Raw genomic sequence first — 16,999 nt, forward strand, 5'->3', positions numbered from 1 at the left:
TATACAGAGGAAACGATTTTGTGTCAATGAGGGACAATTACGCAGGGGAACAAAAGGCGGTGTCAGAAAAACACCGCCGGAATAAGGTCTTAAATGAGGCTCTCTTTATCAATCCCGAGACGCTTCATGCGTGACAGCAGGGTGGTGCGTTTTAACCCCAGACGCTGGGCGGCACCTTTTGGCCCTGCGACCACGCCGTTGGTCTCTTTCAGCACGCGCATAATGAGCTGATATTCATCTTCTCCCTCTTTTGCGGTCTCGGCGGCGGGCGCGGTCACGTCAGGAAGCGTAACCTCAGGCAGGGAGAGTTGCAGCACGTTACCGCGCGTCAGCAGCACCGCGCGTTCGATGACGTTTTCCAGCTCGCGCACGTTGCCGGGCCATTCCATCGATGAAAGAGTGCGCAACGTCTCGGCAGGAATACTGTCGATGTTGCGCCCCATCCGGCGTGCGATCTTCGCGGTAAAGGCTTTGACCAGCAGGGGGATATCTTCCGGGCGCTCGCGCAGCGGCGGCAGGAAGATCGGGAAGACGTTCAGACGATAGTAAAGATCGCTGCGAAACTCGCGGTCGGCGACCATTTTTTTCAGGTCACGGTTGGTGGCGGCAATCAGCCGCACGTCGGTCTGGATAAGCTTGTTGCTGCCCAGGCGCTCAAACTCCTGCTCCTGCAGGACGCGCAGCAGTTTCGGCTGTAGCTCCAGCGGCATATCGCCCACTTCGTCGAGGAACAGCGAGCTTTTGTCGGCCAGCTCAAAACGGCCCAGCCGCTGGCTGCTGGCCCCGGTGAATGCTCCGCGCTCGTGGCCGAACAGATCGCTTTCCAGCAGTCCCGCAGGCATCGCGGCGCAGTTCATCTTCACCATCCGTCGGCTGTTGCGGTTGCTCAGGTTGTGGATTGCGCGGGCTATCAGCTCTTTGCCCGTGCCGGTTTCGCCCAGAATCAGCACCGTACTGTCGCTTTGCGCCACCATCTCAACCTGCTTAAGCACGCTGTACATGGCGTCGCTGCGCCCGATGATTTCACCAAACTCGCTGTCCACGTTGTTGAGCTGTTCGGTCAGGGCCAGGTTCTCATCCACCAGCCGCTCTTTCAGGCGATGAATTTCCTGATAGGCGAGGGCGTTATCCAGCGCGATGGAAATACGCTCGGCAATCTGGCGCAGCAGCTTCAGGTTGGCGGTGGTAAACACGCCCTCCTCGCACTGCGCCAGCTTTAGCACGCCCAGCATGGTGTTGCCGGACATCAGCGGCAGCAGACACAGGGTCTGAATTTTATTGCCCCAGGTGTTAAACAGCATCCGCTCGTACGGCGCGACCGGGTCCTGCTCGTTCAGGTTGAGCAGGAGGATCTCTTTGCTTTTGAAGACCCGCTCGGAAAGGGTGCCCGCTTCGTCCACCTCGCTCTGCTCGTGCGCCGGGTTGGCTTCATCGAGATAATGCGTGGAGTAGATGTTCAGCTTGCCCTTGCGATGGCCGCGCAGCGCAATGCTGATAGCGTCGATTTTGAAATAGTGGTGGATCTCTTTCGAAACTTCGCTGACCAGCTCGTCCATGTCCAGGCGGGAGAGCACGGCGTTGGTGATGGCGACCAGAATACGGAAGTTGTCGCGCTCGCGGCTCAGCAGGTCGTAATCGACGTTATTGGTGACGCGGCTTTGGATCTGCTCCGCGACGACGGCCACAATCTGGGTAAAGGTGTGCAGGCGCTCGTATTCCGCCTCGCTCCAGGGCTGGTCGGTCGTGCGGATAAACTCGCAGCCGCCAAAAATCTGGCCCTCAGCCGCCAGCGGCAGCATGCAGTAATGCCCGAAAGGCTGATAAAGGTCGCTCTCCGCCAGCTTCGGCCACGCCTGGCGGAACTCCGCAAAGTTGCAGTGCAGCACTTCTGGCCGGGAGAGTATGCGGCGCACCGGGCCATGCGCCAGATACGTTTCGTCTTCGTATTCAAACGTTTTGCCATTATCACGCGTCGAGTAGTAGCTCGCGCGCTGCGTTCCGCTATGCCAGAGCACAATCGCGGCGCTGTCCGCCAGCGCCGATTGCCTGACCAGCCGCGTCAGGGCATCGCTCAGCGCGCCGAGATCGGGCTGCTGTAAAAGTGTGCGCGTGATGTCAAACAGGCCCTGCTGTCCAAGATCGCTCATCGGTGTATACGGCATATTGCTTTCCAATAGAAACTGGCAAAAAAGAGACATTCAGTGCTGACCGCTTTTGGCGCGGTTCTAGCAAATTCGGGGTAAGGGTTCCGCGTGCGGCAGATCCAGCGTCCGCTTCACGCCATACAGCCCGGCCAGGCGCACCCCTTTGCGCTCAACCACTTCACCAATCATCGCCGCCTCTTTTCCTGACGGATGAGCCCGCAGCTGTTCAAGAACGGCTTCCGCTGACGCGCGTTCAACGCCAATCACCAGTTTGCCTTCGTTGGCAAAGTTGAGCGGGTCAAGGCCCAGCAGTTCGCAAAGGCCGCGAACGGCAGGCTTAACGGGCAGGCTGCGCTCGGTGAGTTCAATCCCGTACCCGCAGCTTGCTGCAAATTCGTGGACCACGGCGTTCACGCCGCCTCGCGTCGCGTCCCGCAGGGCTTTCACGCCGGGAATACCCCTCAGCGTCTGGATCAGCGGGGTGAGCACCGCGCAGTCGCTGCGCAGTTCCCCGTCCAGCCCCAGACCTTCGCGCAGGTTTAGGATGGTCGCCCCGTGGCAGCCCAGCGTTCCGGTCACGATCAGCACGTCGCCCACGCTAAGCTGCTGCGCCGCCCAGTGAATATCGGCGGGGATCGCCCCCATGCCGGCGGTGTTGATAAACAGCTTGTCGGCCGCGCCGCGCTGCACCACTTTGGTATCGCCGGTGACGATAGCTATCCCCGCCTCGCGCGCGGTCTGCGCCATGCTGTTGACCACTGCCGTGAGCGTCTCCATCGGTAACCCCTCTTCGAGGATAAATCCGCAGGAGAGGTAGCGCGGAATGGCGCCGCTGACCGCCACGTCGTTGGCCGTGCCGCAGACGGCGAGCTTGCCGATATCGCCGCCGGGGAAGAACAGCGGGTCAATCACGTAGCTGTCGGTGGAGAACGCCAGCCTGTCGCCCTGCGAGGTGAGGGTCGCGAGGTCAATGCGCGCCTGGTCTTCCTGTTCGGCGAGCCAGGGGTTGTTGAAGGCTTCCATAAACAGCCGGTTAATCAGCTGCTGCATCGCCTGTCCGCCGCTGCCGTGCGCCATTTCAACCGTATTCATGCTTCACTCTCCTGGTTGCGATACTGATACCACGCGGCACACGCCCCTTCGGAGGAGACCATCAGCGCGCCAAACGCCGTTTGCGGGTTACAGGTATTGCCAAATAACGGGCATTGATGCGGTTTGCATTTACCGGTGAGCACGTCGCCGCAGCGGGCCCGGGGATCGTCGCAAACCTGCTGCGGCTGCGGGCGGAAATGCGCTTCGGCGTCGAACGCGCGATAGGCCGGCGTCAGGCGCACGCCGGATTCGGCAATCAGCCCCAGACCACGCCATTCGCTGTCGCCCTCAACGCTGAACACATCGGCTATCGCCTGCTGCGCCCGCTCATTTCCCGCATCCGGTACCACGCGGCGGTACTGGTTTTCCACGGTACTCAGGGCCGCTATTTTCTGCTCAACCAGCATGGTGACACCTTGCAGTAGATCAAGTGGTTCGAAACCAGCGACCACTAACGGACGATTGTACTGTTCAGCGATAAAACCGTAGGCGTCTGTGCCAATTACCATGCTGACATGCCCCGGTGCCAGAAAGGCGTCAATGCCGTTTCCCGGCTCTTCCAGCAGGCTGCGCAGCGTGGGAATGAGCGTAATGTGCTGGCAGAAGAAGAAAAAATTCCCGACGCCGCGCGCTTTCGCCTGCAGCAGCGTAATGGCGGTGGCGGGCATGGTGGTTTCAAACCCCAGGCCAAAAAACACCACCTTGCGCGCGGGGTTGTCCTCCGCCAGCGTCAGGGCATCCATCGGCGAATAGACGATCCGGACGTCGGCCCCGCGCGCTTTCGCCTGCAGCAGCGAGCCGTTTTTCCCCGGCACGCGCATCGCGTCGCCAAAGGTGCAGAAAATGACGTCGGGCTGGCTGGCAATTTCAATACAGCTGTCGATGCGCCCCATCGGCAGCACGCACACCGGGCAGCCGGGGCCGTGGATAAACTCGATGTTCTCCGGCAGCAGCTGGTCGAGGCCAAATTTGAAGATGGCGTGCGTATGTCCGCCACACACCTCCATGATCCGCAGCGGTCTCTCTTTGGTGTAGTCCAGCAGCGCCGCGCGCGTTTTCAGGTGCCCGATAAGCTGCAGCACCTGCTCGGGCGCGCGGTATTCATCAACGTAACGCATGGCTAACGCTCCTCGCCGTACAGCAGCGCGCCCACGTCAGGCTCCACGTCGAACATGTTTTGCAGGGCATCCAGCGTGTCGCGGGCTTCCGCTTCGTTAATCACGCTCATGGCAAACCCCACGTGGACGAGCACCCACTGGCCGAGACGCGATGCGCCCGTTTCATCGCTGCTCCCCACCAGCGTCAGGTCCACGTCGCGCAGGATGCCGCAGACCTCCACTTTGGCCTGGTTCCCGTCAATGGAATGGATTTGTCCCGGTACGCCTATGCACATCGTTCGTTCTCCAGCCAGTTCAGCCAGGCGTCCATGCCGTCGCCGCGCGTGGCGGAGACCAGCAGGATCTCAATCTCCGGATTCACTTCCCGGGCATAGGACAGGCACTTATCCACGTCGAAGTTCAGGTACGGCAGCAGGTCGACCTTGTTCAGCAGCATGATGGAGGCGGCGGCAAACATATGCGGGTACTTCAGCGGCTTGTCTTCGCCTTCGGTCACCGAAAGCACCGCCACCTTGTGGCGTTCGCCCAGATCGAAGCTCGCCGGGCAGACCAGGTTGCCGACGTTTTCAATAAACAGAATGCCGTTATCCGCCAGCGGCAGACGCGGGGCGGCGTCGGCAATCATCTGCGCATCCAGGTGGCAGCCTTTGCCGGTATTGACCTGAATCGCCGGGGTGCCGGTTTCACGAATGCGCGCCGCGTCGTTAACGGTTTGCTGGTCGCCTTCAATCACCGCGCAGGAGACGTGCCCGTTCAGGCGTTTGAGCGTTTCCGTTAACAGCGTGGTTTTGCCGGAGCCGGGGCTGGAGACCAGGTTCAGCACCAGCTGTTTGCGGGCGGCAAAGCGCGCGCGGTTGCGGGCGGCGATCTGGTTATTTTTGTCCAGCACGTTGATTTCCACCTCCAGCATCTGGCGCTGGCTGATGCCCGGCGCGTGGGTACCCGCTTCGCCGTGGCCGTAGTGCAGATCGCCCGCAGCGGAGCGCTGCGGGGCGAAGGTGATACCGGTTAAAGCCGCAGCTGGCCGCGGGGCTGGCGAAAAGGGCGCGGAGCGAAACGCGGAATGGGGACGGTGTTCATCCCCTTCTATATACAGGTTGCCTTCGGCGCAACCGCAGGTGCTACACATACTTTACTCCTTCTCGATTTCGAGGCGTTGGATCTGCATGCCATCGTCCGCCACGATGCGAAGACCGGTGCTCTGACACTGCGGACAGCGCTGAACCTTTGATGACAGCAGGGTGACGTACTGCTGGCACTGCTCGCACCAGCACTCCGCCTGCTGCTCTTCGATATGGAGTTCGCAGCCTTCCGCCAGCGTGCCGCGACACACCAGCTCAAAACAGAAATGCAGGGCGCTGGGCTCGACGCAGGAAAACGCCCCGACCTTCAGCCAGACGCCGGTGACGCGTTTCGCGTGGTTTTGCACTGCCTGCTGTTCGATAAGCTCCAGGGCCCGCTGGCAGAGGGTGATTTCGTGCATGACGCCTCCTCAATGAATTGGGCCATTGAATGCAATAACGGTGCCAGCTTGATTTTTGTTAAGGCGTGACGATGTCAACGCTGTCGAAATGACACGTCGACACCGCGGCGTTGACAGCGGTTTTGTAAGTAAATCTATTTAAAATCAGTATGATAAAAACTGGCATGGAATCTGCTTAACAGCCGCTATCTCCACTAAACGGATACCTTCTATGACTATTTGGGAAATCAGCGAAAAAGCGGATTACATCGCGCAGCGTCATCAGCAGCTGCAGGACCAGTGGCACCTCTACTGCAACTCTCTGGTTCAGGGCATAACCCTCTCGAAAGCGCGTCTTCACCACGCGATGAGCTGTGCGGCGCAGGGCGACATGCGCTTCGTCCTGTTCGGCCATTTCATCATCAACGTTACCCTGGCGGATAACTTCAACAGCCACACCATTGAGTACCACCTCGAGACAAAAGACGGCGAAAAACAGTGTATTGCGAAGGCGCAGCTGATGGCCGATGGCATGGTGGACGGCCACGTCAGCAACCGCGATCGCCAGCAGGTGCTGGAGCACTATCTGGAAAAAATCGCGCCGGTCTATAACGGCCTTTACGCCGCCGTTGAACACGATCTCCCGGTCAACCTGAAGCAGCTGATGGATGGAAATACCTCAGCGAACGTGGCCTGACTCCTGCGTGTCGAGAAGTGTCGACAAGACAGTTTTTCGTCAAAAATGACTATCACCAGAGGATAACCCGGTGAACCGTTTTGTAATTGCCGACTCGACGGTCTGTATTGGCTGTCGAACCTGTGAGGCGGCGTGTTCGGAAACACATCGCCTGCATGGGCTGCAGTCCATGCCGCGCCTGCACGTCATGCGTAATGAAAAAGAGTCTGCCCCGCAGCTCTGCCACCACTGTGAAGACGCTCCCTGCGCGGGTGTCTGCCCTGTGAATGCCATCACCCGCGTTGATGGCGCTGTCCAGCTGAACGAAAGCCTGTGCGTAAGCTGCAAGCTGTGCGGCATTGCCTGCCCGTTCGGCGCGATTGAATTTTCCGGCAGCCGTCCGCTGCATATTCCTGCGAATGCCAACTCGCCAAAAGCCCCACCCGCGCCACCGGCTCCGGCACGCGTAAGCACGCTGCTGGACTGGGTGCCCGGCATCCGTGCCGTTGCGGTGAAATGCGACCTGTGCAGCTTCGATGAGCAGGGCCCGGCCTGCGTTCGCACCTGCCCGACTAAAGCGTTGATTCTGGTTAATATTCGCGACATCGCCCGTACCAGCAAGCGTAAACGCGAGCTGACTATCAACAGTGATTTTGGCGACCTTTCTCTGCTACAGGCGCTTAACGAGGGGGCGAAATGAACGCGGCGATGATGATTACCAGCGCGGTAGCCTGTTTTGCTGCCGCCGCTGTTCTGGCGCTGATTTTCTCATTCCATAAAACCCTGAGCGGCGCGATCGCCGGGCTCGGCGGGGCGGTCGCTAGCCTGATGACGCTGGCGGCAGGCGGCGTTGTCCTGCTCGGCGGCCAGTCCGCTGAGACCGTGATGCCGCTGATTCGCCACAACGTGGAGATCACGCCCCTGAACGCCATCTGGCTGGTGACGTTTGGCCTGTGCGGGCTGTTTATCAGCCTGTTCAATATCGACTGGCACCGCCATCCGCACGCCAGGGCTAACGGCCTGCTGGTTAACCTGCTGATGGCGGCGGCGGTCTGCACCGTTATCGCCAGCAACCTCGGCGCGCTGGTGGTGATGGCGGAAATCATGGCGCTGTGCGGCGTGTTCCTGACCGGCTGCAGCACCTCCGGCAAGCTGTGGTTTGCGCTGGGACGTCTCGGAACGCTGCTGCTGGCGCTGGCCTGCTGGCTGGTGTGGCAACGCTTTGGCACGCTGGACTTCGCTGCGCTCAACGGGCATCCGCTGGGGAACGACGTCTGGCTGCTGGGCGTGCTCGGCTTTGGCCTGCTTGCCGGCATCATCCCGCTGCACGGCTGGGTGCCGCAGGCGCATGCGAATGCCTCCGCGCCCGCCGCCGCGCTGTTTTCTGTGGTGGTGATGAAAGTGGGGCTGTTCGGGATTCTGGCGATTACGCTGACCGGCGGACAACCGCCGCTGTGGTGGGGCGTCGTGCTGCTGGTCGCCGGAATGATTACCGCGTTCGTCGGCGGCCTGTACGCGCTGATGGAGCACAACATCCAGCGCCTGCTGGCGTACCACACTCTGGAAAATATCGGCATTATCCTTCTCGGTATTGGCGCGGGCGTGACCGGGCTGGCGCTTAATCATCCGGCGCTGATTGCCGCCGGGTTTATCGGCGGTCTTTATCACCTCGTCAACCACAGCCTGTTTAAAAGCACTCTGTTCCTCGGCGCGGGCAGCGTCTGGTTCCGCACCGGTCATCGGGATATCGAAAAGCTGGGCGGGATTGGCAAAAAGATGCCGGTGATTTCGCTGGCGATGCTGGTGGGTCTGATGGCAATGGCCGCGCTGCCGCCGCTGAACGGCTTTGCCGGGGAGTGGGTGATCTATCAGTCCTTCTTCGCGCTCGGCCAGAGCGACGCATTTATCGCACGCCTGCTCGGCCCGCTGCTGGCGGTCGGGCTGGCGATTACCGGGGCGCTGGCGGTGATGTGCATGGCGAAAGTCTACGGCGTGACCTTCCTCGGCGCGCCGCGCACCCGCGAAGCGGAAAACGCCTGCTGCGCACCCTTGTTGATGGGCATCAGCGTGGTCGCGCTGGCGCTGTGCTGTATCGCGGGGGGCGTCGCCGCGCCGTGGCTGCTGCCGCTGCTGGGCAACGCTATTCCTCTGCCGCTGACCGTGGCGAATACCACCGTCTCTCAGCCCATGATCGCGCTGCTGCTGATTGGCGCACCGCTGCTGCCGCTCGTCCTGATGCTGTTCTTCAAACGCGACCGGCTCGCCTCCCGCTCGCGCGGTGCGGCGTGGGCCTGCGGCTACGAACACGAACAGTCGATGGTCATCACCGCCCACGGTTTCGCCATGCCGGTGAAGGAGAACTTCGCCGCCGTGCTGAAGCTGCGCCACTGGCTGAACCCGGTAGGCTGGGTACCCGGCTGGCAGAGCGCCGCCGCGCCCGTATTGTTCCGCCGTCTGGCGGTCATCGAGCTGGCGGTGCTGGTGGTCATTGTGATTTCACGAGGAGCCTGACATGAGTCTGTTACTGGCAATTCTTCAGGCGCTGGTGCTGTTCGCCGCTGCGCCGCTGCTGTCGGGCATCACGCGCGTGGCGCGCGCCCGGATGCACAACCGTCGCGGGCCCGGTGTGCTCCAGGAGTACCGCGATCTCTTTAAACTGCTCTCCCGTCAGAGCGTCGCGCCGGATGCCGCAGGCTGGGTTTTCCGCCTGACGCCGTTTGTGATGGTGGGCGTCATGCTGACCATCGCCACCGCGCTGCCGGTGGTGACGGTGGCGTCGCCGCTGCCCGTGCTTGGCGATCTGATCACGCTTATCTACCTCTTTGCCATCGCCCGCTTCTTCTTTGCGATTGCGGGCCTGGACACCGGGAGCCCGTTTACCGGCATCGGTGCCAGCCGCGAGGCAATGCTCGGCGTGCTGGTGGAGCCGATCCTGCTGCTGGGGCTGTGGGTCGCCGCGCAGGTGGCGGGTTCCACCCACATCAGCTTTATCACCCACACCGTTTACCACTGGCCGGTGGCGCGCTCGATCCCGCTGGTGCTGGCGCTGTGCGCCTGCGCGTTCGCCACGTTTATTGAGATGGGCAAACTGCCGTTCGACCTGGCGGAAGCCGAGCAGGAGCTGCAGGAAGGGCCGCTTACCGAATACAGCGGCTACGGCTTCGCGGTGCTGAAGTGGGGCATCAGCCTCAAACAGCTGGTGGTGCTGCAGATGTTTGTCGGCGTCTTCTTCCCGTGGGGGCAGATGACGGACTTCTCCGCAGGCGGTCTGGTGCTGGCCGTCGTGGTTGCCGCCCTCAAGCTGCTGGTCGGCGGGCTGGTGATTGCCCTGTTTGAAAACAGCATGGCGCGCCTGCGTTTTGTGGAAACGTCGCGCATCACCTGGGCCGGTTTTGGTTTTGCATTTTTAGCGTTCGTCTCCTTGCTGGTGGCGTGATTAAAGAGAGTATTTATGTCTGAAGAAAAGAAAGGTCAGCAGTATCTCGCCGCGTTGCATCAGGCTTTCCCCGGCGTGGTGCTGGAGGAGTCCTGGCAAACCAAAGACCAGGTAACCGTCACCATTAAGGTGAACTATCTGCCGGAAGTGGTGGAATTTCTGTACTACCAGCAGGGCGGCTGGCTGTCGGTGCTGTTCGGCAACGACGAGCGCCAGCTGTGCGGCAACTATGCGGTGTATTACGTGATGTCGATGGAGCAGGGCGAGAAGTGCTGGCTCACCGTGCGCGTGGAAGTCGACCCGGCTAAGCCGGAATACCCGTCCGTCACGCCGCGCGTGCCCGCCGCCGTCTGGGGCGAGCGCGAAGTGCGCGACATGTACGGCCTGGTGCCGGTCGGCCTGCCGGACGAGCGCCGCCTGGTGCTGCCGGACGACTGGCCGGACGAACTCTATCCGCTGCGCAAAGACAGCATGGACTACCGCCAGCGCCCGGCGCCGACCACCGACAGCGAAACCTACGAGTTTATCAACGAGCTGGGCAGCAAGAAGAACAACGTGGTGCCGATCGGCCCGCTGCACGTCACCTCAGACGAACCGGGCCACTTCCGCCTGTTTGTCGACGGCGAAAACATCATCGACGCCGACTACCGCCTGTTCTACGTCCACCGCGGCATGGAAAAGCTGGCGGAAACCCGCATGGGCTACAACGAAGTGACGTTCCTCTCTGACCGCGTGTGCGGCATCTGCGGCTTCGCCCACAGCACTGCCTACACCACCTCGGTGGAGAACGGCATGGGGATCGTGGTGCCGGAGCGCGCGCAGATGATCCGCGCCATTCTGCTGGAGGTGGAGCGTCTGCACTCGCACCTGCTGAACCTCGGCCTGGCCTGCCACTTCGTCGGCTTTGACTCCGGGTTTATGCAGTTCTTCCGCGTGCGCGAGGCGTCAATGAAGATGGCGGAGATCCTCACCGGGGCGCGTAAAACCTACGGCCTGAACCTGATCGGCGGGATCCGCCGCGACCTGCTGAAGGACGACATGATCCAGACCCGCCAGCTGGCGCAGCAGATGCGCCGCGACGTGCAGGAGCTGGTGGACATGCTGCTCAGCACGCCAAACATCGAGCAGCGCACCGTCGGCATCGGCCGTCTTGATCCGGAAATCGCCCGCGACTTCAGCAACGTCGGCCCGATGGTGCGCGCCAGCGGCCACGCCCGCGACACGCGTGCCGATCACCCGTTCGTCGGCTACGGCCTGCTGCCGATGACCGTGCACAGCGAGCAGGGCTGCGACGTCATCTCGCGCCTCAAGGTGCGCATCAACGAGGTGTTCACCGCCCTGAACATGATCGACTACGGCCTCGATAACCTGCCGGGCGGCCCGCTGATGGTGGAAGGCTTCACCTACATTCCGAACCGTTTTGCCCTCGGCTTTGCCGAAGCGCCGCGCGGGGACGACATCCACTGGAGCATGACCGGCGACAACCAGAAGCTCTACCGCTGGCGCTGCCGCGCGGCCACCTACGCCAACTGGCCAACCCTGCGCTATATGCTGCGCGGTAACACCGTATCCGACGCGCCGCTGATCATCGGCAGCCTCGACCCGTGCTACTCGTGCACCGACCGCATGACCGTGGTGGACGTGCGCAAGAAGAAAAGCCAGGTGGTGCCGTACAAAGAGCTTGAGCGCTACAGCATCGAGCGTAAAAACTCGCCGCTGAAATAAGGACTCGCCATGTTTACCTTTATCAAAAAAGTAATCAAAACCGGCACTCAGACCAGCCGCTATCCGCTGGAGCCGATGCCGGTGGATAAAAATTTTCGCGGCAAGCCGGAGCACAACCCGCAGCAGTGCATCGGCTGCGCGGCCTGCGTCAACGCCTGTCCGTCGAACGCCTTAACGGTGGAAACGGATCTCAAAACCGGCGAGCTGGCCTGGCAGTTTAACCTCGGGCGCTGCATCTTCTGCGGCCGCTGCGAGGAGGTCTGCCCGACGGTCGCCATTCGCCTGTCGCAGGAATTCGAGCTGGCGGTGTGGAAGAAGGAGGATTTTCTGCAGCAGTCGCGCTTTGACCTGTGCAGCTGCCGCGTCTGCAGGCGCCCGTTCGCCGTGCAAAAAGAGATCGACTACGCCATCGCGCTGCTGCAGCACAACGGTGACGCCCGCGCGGAGCACCACCGCGAAAGCTTTGAAACCTGCCCGGAGTGCAAGCGTCAGAAGTGCCTGCTGCCGTCCGACCGCATTGATATCACCCGCCATATGAGAGAGGCCAGCTGATGGAAAATTTACTCGGCCCGCGCGACGCTAACGGCATTCCGGTGCCGATGACGGTGGAGGAGTCCATCGCCAGCATGAAGGCATCGCTGTTGAAAAAAATCAAACGCTCGGCCTACGTCTACCGCGTGGACTGCGGCGGCTGCAACGGCTGCGAGATTGAGATCTTCGCCACGCTGTCGCCGCTGTTTGACGCCGAGCGCTTCGGCATCAAAGTGGTGCCGTCCCCGCGTCATGCGGACATCCTGCTGTTTACCGGGGCCGTCACCCGCGCCATGCGCTCGCCGGCGCTGCGCGCCTGGCAGTCCGCGCCGGACCCGAAAATCTGCATCTCGTACGGGGCCTGCGGCAACAGCGGCGGCATCTTCCACGACCTCTACTGCGTCTGGGGCGGGACCGACAAAATCGTGCCGGTGGACGTCTACATTCCGGGCTGCCCGCCGACGCCCGCCGCGACGCTGTACGGCTTTGCCATGGCGCTTGGCCTGCTGGAGCAGAAAATCCACGCGCGCGAGCCGGGCGAGCTGGACAACCGGCCTGCGGCCATCCTGCACCCGGACATGGTTCAGCCGCTGCGGGTGAAGATTGACCGCACGGCGCGCAGGCTGGCGGGCTATCGCTATGGCCGCCAGATTGCCGATGATTATCTGCGCCTGCTGAGCCAGGGCGACCATCAGGTGGCGCGCTGGCTGGAGGCGGAAAACGATCCGCGTCTCAATGAGATCGTGGCAAACCTGAACAGCATCGTGGATGAGGCGCGTATCCGATGAGTGAAACGGTGGTGTTCAGCCAGCTGAGCCGTAAGTTTATTGATGAGAACGATGCCACGCCCGACGCGGCGCAGCAGGTGGTCTATTACAGCCTGGCGATTGGGCATCACCTCGGGGTGATTGACTGCCTGGAGGCGGCGCTGAGCTGCCCGTGGCCCGAGTACCTGGCGTGGATCGCCACGCTGGAGGAGGGCAGCACGGCGCGGCGCAAAATGGAGGGCGTGCCAAAGTACGGCGAGATCGTCATCGACGCCAACCACATTGCAATGCTCGCCAACGCCTTTGACGCGGCGCTCGCCAGGCAACCCCCCGAGCAGCAGTCGTGGAGCAAAACGCTGCTCGGCATGCTGCACGATATTCACCAGGAGAGCGCCATCTACCTGATGGTGAGGAGATTACGTGACTGACGTTTTACTGTGTGTCGGCAACAGCATGATGGGCGACGACGGCGCGGGCCCGCTGCTGGCAGAGATGTGCGCCGCGAATCCGCAGGGCAATTGGGTGGTGATTGACGGCGGCAGCGCGCCGGAAAACGACGTGGTCGCCATCCGCGAGCTGCGCCCGGAGAAGCTGTTAATCGTCGATGCCACCGATATGGGGCTCAACCCCGGCGAGATCCGCCTGATTGATCCGGACGACATCGCCGAGATGTTTATGATGACCACCCACAATATGCCGCTGAACTACCTGGTCGATCAGATTAAAGACGACGTGGGCGAGGTGCTGTTTTTGGGGATTCAGCCGGACATCGTTGGATTTTATTACCCGATGACGCCGCCGGTGAAGGAGGCGGTGGAACGGGTCTATTCACGGCTTGCGGAGTGGGTTGGGGATGGAGGGTTTGAACCCCTCACCCCGGCCCTCTCCCCAGAGGGGAGAGGGTGAAAACCGCGCCGAGCAGTCCTTTATTCCCGGAGTAAAGAGGGTGAAAACCGCACCAAACGGTTCCCTCTCCCCTATGGGGAGAGGGTTAGGGTGAGGGGTAAGGACAGGCTACTCGAGATCCGCCCCGTTACTCGCAATCACCTTCTTATACCACCAGAACGATTTCTTGCGTTTTCTGTCCAGCGTGCCGTTTCCGGCGTCGTCGCGGTCAACGTACACAAAACCGTAGCGCTTGCTCATCTCGCCCGTTGAGGCGGCCACCAGGTCGATGCAGCCCCAGGTGGTGTAGCCCATCAGCGGCACGCCGTCCTCAATCGCGTCGCCCATCGCGCGGATGTGCTCGCGCAGGTAGCTGATGCGGTAGTCGTCGTTGATCTCGCCGTTTTCATCAATAACGTCTTTCGCCCCGAGGCCGTTTTCCACCAGGAACAGCGGCTTCTGGTAGCGGTCGTACATCATGTTCATGGTGATGCGCAGGCCGAGCGGGTCGATGCCCCAGCCCCATTCGCTCACCTGAATATGCGGGTTACGCAGGGACTTCACGATGTTCGCCGCGCTGGTGTTGCCCGCGTTCATATCCGCCGACGCGCAGCGCGAGGCGTAATAGCTGAACGAGACAAAGTCGACGGTGTTTTTTAACAGCTCGTCGTCGCCCGGATCTTTCACTATCACCACGCCTTTCTCGCGGAACACGCGTGCGGAGTAGGCCGGGTAGCTGCCGCGCGCCTGCACGTCGATAAAGAACAGGTTCTCGCGGTCTTTCTCCAGCGCCATCCACACGTCTTCCGGCTTGCAGGAGTACGGATAGAAATTTCCGCCCGCCAGCATGCAGCCCACCTGGTTTTCCGGGTTCACCTCGTGGGCGATTTTGGTCGCCAGCGCGCTTGCCACCAGCTCGTGGTGCGCGGCCTGGTATTTCACCTGGTCTTCGTTTTCACCTTCCTCAAACACCAGCCCCGCGCCGGAGAACGGGCTGTGCAGCATGATGTTGATTTCGTTGAAGGTCAGCCAGTATTTCACCAGCCCGTTAAATTCTTCAAAGCAGGTGCGGGCGTAGCGGGCAAAGAAATCGACCATCTTACGGTTGCGCCAGGAGCCGTATTCCGTCACCAGGTGCATAGGCACGTCGAAGTGGCAGAGCGTCACCAGCGGCTCAATGTTGTACTTTTTGCACTCCTCGAACACCGCGCGATAGAAGGCAATGCCCTCTTTGTTCGGCAGCGGTTCGTCGCCGTTCGGGTAGAGGCGGCTCCAGGCAATGGAGGTGCGGAACACCGTAAAGCCCATCTCCGCCATCAGGGCGATGTCTTCTTTATAGCGATGGTAAAAATCAATCGCTTCGTGGCTCGGGTAGAACTCGTCGTCACGCAGCGAAAAACGCTTTTCCTTACCGAGCTTCACCGCCAGGCGATTCGCGCCGTGGGGGATCATATCGACCGTCGTCAATCCTTTGCCGCCTTCACGGTAAGCACCTTCACTCTGGTTGGCGGCAAGCGCGCCGCCCCATAAAAATCCTTGTGGAAAAACAGACATTCTTACCTCGCTTTCAATTTATGCTTTTGCTGCGTTGTTCTGTACCGGTGCGGTCTGCAGGGCGCGCGCTTTTTCAGCCTCATCTTCGACCGGGATATCCTCAAACCCTAAAAGCAGGGTCAGAACAAACGACAGCACCACTGCCAGCCCCATCACGCCGAACACCCAGACGATGGTCATCGGGTTGGCCGGGTCAAAGAACTGCACGCTGGTGAACAGCCCCGGTGCCGCCATCGAATGGCTGGCAAGTCCGGCCATGCCGGCGACCGCCCCGCAGATAAAGCCGCTTATCAGGCTCGCAATCAGCGGACGTTTCAGACGCACCGCCACGCCGTACAGGGCCGGTTCAGAGATCCCCGCCATAATGGCGGAGGCCGCTGCCGCCAGCGCCGTCTGGCGCAGCTCCGGGTTTTTGGTTTTCCACGCCACCGCCAGCGACGAGCCGCCGAGCGACAGGTTGGCGCCGATTTCCGACGGCATCACCATCCCTTCCTTGCCCGTTTCGGCAATGGTCTGAATGATGGTCGGCGTAAACACGCGATGCATCCCGGTCATCACCAGCAGCGGCCAGAGCGCGCCCATGATGGCGACGGAGAGCCAGCCCAGGTAGCCGTGAATGGTGTAGACCAGCGCGGAGATGGCGCTACCGATCCAGATCCCCAGCGGGCCAATCAGCACGATGGCGAGCGGGGCGGCAATCAGCACGATCAGCATCGGCTTGAGGAAGTTTTTCGTCACCGCCGGGGTAATGCGATCCACCCAGCGTTCGATATACGACAGGCACCAGGTCATCACCAGCGCCGGGATGACGGTGTAGGTGTATTTCACCGCCGTCACCGGAATAAAGGCGAACTCAACGTGCTCGCCCTGCGCGGCTTTCGCCATCAGCTCGATAAAGCTCGGGTGCACCAGCACGCCCGCGATGGCGATGGCCAGCGACATGTTGGTTTTGAACTTCACCGCCGCCGAGGCCGCCACCATCAGCGGCAGGAAGAAGAAGGCGCCGTCGCCGATGACGGTCAGAATTGTGAGCGTCGGCGCGCCTTTTGGCAGCACGCCGGTCATCTCGAGGATCATCGCCAGCAGCTTGACCATCGAGCCGCCGATGATCGCCGGGATCAGCGGGGACATGGTGCCGATCAGCGCGTCGAGGATCCCGGCGCCAATGCGGCGTAAGGTCATCTTCTGCGGACCTTCCGGCACTGCGGGCTGCAGGTCCGTGGGCAGCAGGCTCACCACTTCGCGGTACGCCTGTGAAACCGTATTGCCAATAATGACCTGGCACTGGTTGTCGTTGCGCACCACGCCGAGCACGCCGCTGATGCTTTTCAGTCGCGCAGCGTCGGTCAGGCTTTCGTCTTTCAGTACGAAACGCAGACGCGTCATGCAGTGGGTGACGGCGACGATGTTCTCTTTGCCGCCCAGCGCGCTGATAACGTCGTTCGCCAGCGCAGCGTAATTTTTGGCCATCGGATGTGATCCTGTTATTGTTGTGAGACATGTAGGAAACCGGTTCCACATAATCATCATGAGTTTCTGTGAATGAAACAAGATCGCTTTTTGACCATTTTTTCGTTTCGTGATGCAGATCGCAATGAGGTATCGAAAG

General features: G+C 61.2%; 17 protein-coding genes. 9 read left to right on the forward strand and 8 right to left on the reverse strand.

The genetic code is table 11. The features are described 5' to 3' along the window. Window positions 1-89: 89 nt before the first annotated feature. The 6 genes from flhA to hypA form a co-directional block, all read right to left on the reverse strand. Window positions 90-2,162, reverse strand: a complete 2,073-nt coding sequence (gene flhA / locus M2422_RS19085) for a formate hydrogenlyase transcriptional activator FlhA (protein WP_029739538.1) — start codon at window positions 2,160-2,162, stop codon at window positions 90-92. Between the two features lie 63 nt (window positions 2,163-2,225). Further along, complete coding sequence (gene hypE / locus M2422_RS19090; protein WP_064673523.1) at window positions 2,226-3,236, reverse strand: hydrogenase expression/formation protein HypE; 1,011 nt, start codon at window positions 3,234-3,236, stop codon at window positions 2,226-2,228. Beyond that, a complete protein-coding gene (hypD, locus tag M2422_RS19095) occupies window positions 3,233-4,354 on the reverse strand; it encodes a hydrogenase formation protein HypD (RefSeq protein ID WP_064673524.1) in 1,122 nt (373 codons plus the stop codon). Before hypD ends, hypE begins: the two co-directional genes overlap by 4 nt. Before the next feature lie 2 nt (window positions 4,355-4,356). Continuing rightward, window positions 4,357-4,629, reverse strand: coding sequence for a HypC/HybG/HupF family hydrogenase formation chaperone (locus M2422_RS19100; RefSeq protein ID WP_023308975.1), 273 nt, complete (start codon window positions 4,627-4,629; stop codon window positions 4,357-4,359). Beyond that, window positions 4,620-5,483 carry a hydrogenase nickel incorporation protein HypB gene (gene hypB, locus M2422_RS19105; RefSeq protein ID WP_064673525.1) on the reverse strand — a complete coding sequence of 288 codons (864 nt, stop codon included), beginning with the start codon at window positions 5,481-5,483 and terminating at the stop codon, window positions 4,620-4,622. The genes M2422_RS19100 and hypB overlap by 10 nt, the downstream gene beginning before the upstream one ends. 3 nt (window positions 5,484-5,486) lie before the next feature. Further along, on the reverse strand, window positions 5,487-5,837 hold the full coding sequence (hypA, locus tag M2422_RS19110; RefSeq protein WP_047059961.1) for a hydrogenase maturation nickel metallochaperone HypA: 351 nt from the start codon (window positions 5,835-5,837) through the stop codon (window positions 5,487-5,489). A 211-nt stretch (window positions 5,838-6,048) separates the two neighbouring features. On the opposite strand from hypA, the gene hycA reads away from it, so the two are divergent. The 9 genes from hycA to hycI all read left to right on the forward strand — a co-directional run bounded on the left by hycA (window position 6,049) and on the right by hycI (window position 13,857). Beyond that, a complete protein-coding gene (hycA, locus tag M2422_RS19115; RefSeq protein WP_045404197.1) occupies window positions 6,049-6,513 on the forward strand; it encodes a formate hydrogenlyase regulator HycA in 465 nt (154 codons plus the stop codon). Window positions 6,514-6,583: 70 nt separating this feature from the next. Next, window positions 6,584-7,192 (forward strand): 4Fe-4S dicluster domain-containing protein, encoded by a 609-nt coding sequence (locus M2422_RS19120; RefSeq protein ID WP_023308971.1) that lies wholly within the window; start codon window positions 6,584-6,586, stop codon window positions 7,190-7,192. Beyond that, window positions 7,189-9,003 (forward strand): formate hydrogenlyase subunit 3, encoded by a 1,815-nt coding sequence (gene hycC / locus M2422_RS19125; RefSeq protein WP_248202791.1) that lies wholly within the window; start codon window positions 7,189-7,191, stop codon window positions 9,001-9,003. The genes M2422_RS19120 and hycC overlap by 4 nt, the downstream gene beginning before the upstream one ends. A 1-nt stretch (window position 9,004) precedes the next feature. Further along, a complete protein-coding gene (locus M2422_RS19130; RefSeq protein WP_259141943.1) occupies window positions 9,005-9,928 on the forward strand; it encodes a respiratory chain complex I subunit 1 family protein in 924 nt (307 codons plus the stop codon). Between the two features lie 15 nt (window positions 9,929-9,943). After that, complete coding sequence (gene hycE / locus M2422_RS19135) at window positions 9,944-11,653, forward strand: formate hydrogenlyase subunit HycE (RefSeq protein WP_047059952.1); 1,710 nt, start codon at window positions 9,944-9,946, stop codon at window positions 11,651-11,653. A 9-nt stretch (window positions 11,654-11,662) separates the two neighbouring features. Then, entirely contained in the window at window positions 11,663-12,205 is a 543-nt protein-coding gene (locus M2422_RS19140; RefSeq protein WP_010434471.1) for a formate hydrogenlyase complex iron-sulfur subunit, read from the forward strand. Beyond that, entirely contained in the window at window positions 12,205-12,972 is a 768-nt protein-coding gene (locus M2422_RS19145) for an NADH-quinone oxidoreductase subunit B family protein (RefSeq protein ID WP_033146382.1), read from the forward strand. Before M2422_RS19140 ends, M2422_RS19145 begins: the two co-directional genes overlap by 1 nt. After that, window positions 12,969-13,379: a formate hydrogenlyase maturation HycH family protein gene (locus tag M2422_RS19150; protein ID WP_064673528.1), complete on the forward strand. Its 411-nt coding sequence runs from the start codon at window positions 12,969-12,971 to the stop codon at window positions 13,377-13,379. Before M2422_RS19145 ends, M2422_RS19150 begins: the two co-directional genes overlap by 4 nt. Then, window positions 13,372-13,857, forward strand: a complete 486-nt coding sequence (hycI, locus tag M2422_RS19155; protein WP_064673529.1) for a hydrogenase maturation peptidase HycI — start codon at window positions 13,372-13,374, stop codon at window positions 13,855-13,857. Before M2422_RS19150 ends, hycI begins: the two co-directional genes overlap by 8 nt. 108 nt (window positions 13,858-13,965) lie before the next feature. Here the strand turns inward: hycI and M2422_RS19160 are convergent, their stop codons facing one another. Both M2422_RS19160 and ascF read right to left on the reverse strand, forming a co-directional pair. Further along, window positions 13,966-15,390, reverse strand: coding sequence for a 6-phospho-beta-glucosidase (locus M2422_RS19160; RefSeq protein ID WP_048975981.1), 1,425 nt, complete (start codon window positions 15,388-15,390; stop codon window positions 13,966-13,968). Between the two features lie 18 nt (window positions 15,391-15,408). Further along, window positions 15,409-16,860: a PTS cellobiose/arbutin/salicin transporter subunit IIBC gene (gene ascF, locus M2422_RS19165; protein WP_032660344.1), complete on the reverse strand. Its 1,452-nt coding sequence runs from the start codon at window positions 16,858-16,860 to the stop codon at window positions 15,409-15,411. Window positions 16,861-16,999: the final 139 nt, after the last annotated feature.

Origin of the sequence: Enterobacter sp. SLBN-59, from assembly GCF_024807915.1 — a bacterium.
Taxonomy (GTDB): Bacteria; Pseudomonadota; Gammaproteobacteria; order Enterobacterales; family Enterobacteriaceae; genus Enterobacter; species Enterobacter asburiae_B.